Annotated in this window: 3 protein-coding genes; 1 reads left to right on the top strand and 2 read right to left on the bottom strand. The window is 76.0% G+C overall.

All coding sequences use genetic code 11. The features are described from left to right. Positions 1-185: 185 nt before the first annotated feature. Positions 186-851, bottom strand: a complete 666-nt coding sequence (locus tag GCU56_RS04955; protein WP_163480423.1) for a DUF2461 domain-containing protein — start codon at positions 849-851, stop codon at positions 186-188. Beyond that, positions 851-1,438 (bottom strand): GNAT family N-acetyltransferase, encoded by a 588-nt coding sequence (locus tag GCU56_RS23715; RefSeq protein WP_163480422.1) that lies wholly within the window; start codon positions 1,436-1,438, stop codon positions 851-853. Before GCU56_RS23715 ends, GCU56_RS04955 begins: the two co-directional genes overlap by 1 nt. Positions 1,439-1,494: 56 nt before the next feature. Here GCU56_RS23715 and GCU56_RS04945 point away from each other — a divergent pair. After that, on the top strand, positions 1,495-2,427 hold a 933-nt coding region (locus GCU56_RS04945; RefSeq protein WP_163480421.1), incomplete at its 3' end, for a DNA glycosylase AlkZ-like family protein.

Here is a 2,427-nt window from a genome sequence, read left to right as displayed (position 1 = left end):
CCCCCGCCCCACCCGGCACACCCCAGGGACTTGCGGCGCCGAAAGTCCACCCCTAGGGACTTGCGGCGCCGAAAGTCCCCCCACACCGCGGACTTACGGCGCCGAAAGTCCCCCCCCAGCACCGACATCACCGCGCCGGGAGCCCGGACAGTTGGGTGGGTGAGCGCGCGGGCTGGTGTCGGCGGTCAGCGGCGGGGGCGGGGGTCCTTGGTCGTCGCCCCGACGTTGTCGGCCAGCCAGGTCGTGAGCGCGTCGAGGTCCCGCCACGCCGTCCGGACCTCATCGAGGGCCCGCCGGTCGTGCAGCCAGTCGACCGGTTCCCAGCGCCTGGTGGCGTAGAGCGACCGGTGCCGTAGCAGGTCGGCCCGGGGTGCATCCCGGTCGTGTCCGGCGGGGACCCGCGTCAGCCGATCCCCCTCGATGGCCCAGCCGCCGGCGGCCAGACGATCCACCTCCGCCTGCAGGCGCGCGCCCTGGACGTCGTCGGCCACGGCGCGGCGGTACCGCGCGACCTGGTCGGACTCGAGCCGCCACGAACCACCCGACACCTGCAACCCGTGGGCGGACACCTGCACGTACAGCGAGCCGGCGCCACGACCCTCGGCCGTGACGACGGCGCCCTGGTGCGTCTTGTAGGGCGTCTTGTCGGCGCTGAAGCGGACGTCCCGGTAGGGGCGGAACACCTTCGCCGTCCCGAACTCCGCGGCCAGCTCGTCGACGAGCGCCTGCAGGGGCGCCCGGACGCAGGACTCGTACACCGGCCGGTGCTGCGCCCAGTAGGTCTTGCTGTTGTCGGCCTCCAGGCCCTCGTAGAAGACCAGTCCCTCGTCGGGGAACCCCTCGAAGACCATCAGGCCCCCTCCTCGTCGAGCGCCGCGTGCCAGCGGACCTCGCGCAGCGGTGGACCACCGGTGTCGAGCGTGCGCACCCAGCCGTCGCGCGCCCACCCGGCCGACTCGACGAACCGCGCCGACACCGTGTCCTGCTCCGGCAGCCACAGCTGCAGCCGGGCGGCTCCGGAGGCCCGGGCGAGGTCCGCCACGGCCGCGAGCAGCCGACTGCCGTGCCCGCGTCGTCCCCAGCGGGGCTCGACGAGGAGCGTGGCGAGCTCCGTGGTGGGTCCGTCGGGGTGTCCGGTGTCACCGGCGGCGAGCTCCGGCGGGCCGTAGGCGGCGAAGCCGACGACGACCTCCTTCTCGAGCGCCACCAGCACCCCGTGCGCGGGGGTGGGCGGGGCCGTGGCGGCCGCGGCCCAGGCCTGGGCCGCGGCGCCCTCGTCCCAGTCGTCCAGGACGGCGGCGGGCAGCACGCTCCGGTAGGCGGTCCGCCAGGTGACGGCCTGGACGCGGGCGATGGCCGGGGCGTCGGCCGCCCGGGCGGGCCGGACGGACGCGTCGGCCGTGCCCGTCGCGCGCGGGAACGGCGAGATCGGCTGCACGCGGGGAGCCTAGGCGTGCGCTGCCGCTGTCGGACCGGCCAGGCAGGATCGCCGCCGTGGGAACACCCGTCGCCGACCGCCTGCCGGCCGCCCTGGCGCGGCGCATCGCGCTGGCCGCCCAGGGCTTCGCCGAGCCGCGCCCGACCGGGGTCGTCGACGGCCGGCACCTGCGGCGGCTCACCTCCCGCCTGGCCGTCGTGCAGATCGACTCGGTCAACGTGCTGTCCCGGTCGCACTACCTCCCGGCGTTCAGCCGGCTCGGGCCCTACCGCCGGGCCGCGCTCGACGAGCTGGCCGGCCGGCGGCACGAGTTGTTCGAGTACTGGGCGCACGAGGCCTCGTTCCTGCCCGTCCGGTTGCACCCGCACCTGCGGTGGCGGATGGCCGCCGCCGAGGAGCACGCCTGGGGCTCGATGGTGCGCATCCAGCAGGAGCGCCCGGGCTACGTCGCCGAGATCCTCGACCGGGTGCGTTCCGACGGCCCGCTCAAGGCCAGCGACCTGACGGAGCCGCGTCCCGACCGGCCCGGCAGCATGTGGAACTGGCACGCCGGCAAGGTCGCACTGGAGTGGCTGTTCTACACGGGTGCGATCACCACGCGCGGTCGCACCTCGGCCTTCGAGCGGGTCTACGACCTCACCGAGCGGGTGCTCCCGGCCGCAGTCCTCCAGGTGCCGACCCCGGACCCGGCCGACGCCGTCCGGGAGCTGGTGCGCACGGCCGCCGGCGCCCTGGGGGTGGCCACCGAGCGGGACCTGCGCGACTACTTCCGGCTGCGGCCGGCCGCCGCCCGCTCCGCCATCGCCGAGCTCGCCGACGCCGGCCAGCTCCTGCCGGTCGACGTGGTCGGCTGGGGCGCCCCGGCCTGGCTCGACCCCGCGGCCCGTCGTCCCCGGTGGGTGCGGGCGCGCGCCCTGCTGAGCCCGTTCGACTCGCTGGTCTGGGAGCGCCCGCGGGTCGAGCGGATCTTCGGCTTCCGCTACCGGCTG

The sequence above is a fragment of the Geodermatophilus sabuli genome, from assembly GCF_010686765.1.
Taxonomy (GTDB): Bacteria; Actinomycetota; Actinomycetes; order Mycobacteriales; family Geodermatophilaceae; genus Geodermatophilus; species Geodermatophilus sabuli_A.
Note: the sequence above shows the minus strand (reverse complement) of the source record. Positions and strands in the feature narration are given on the sequence as shown.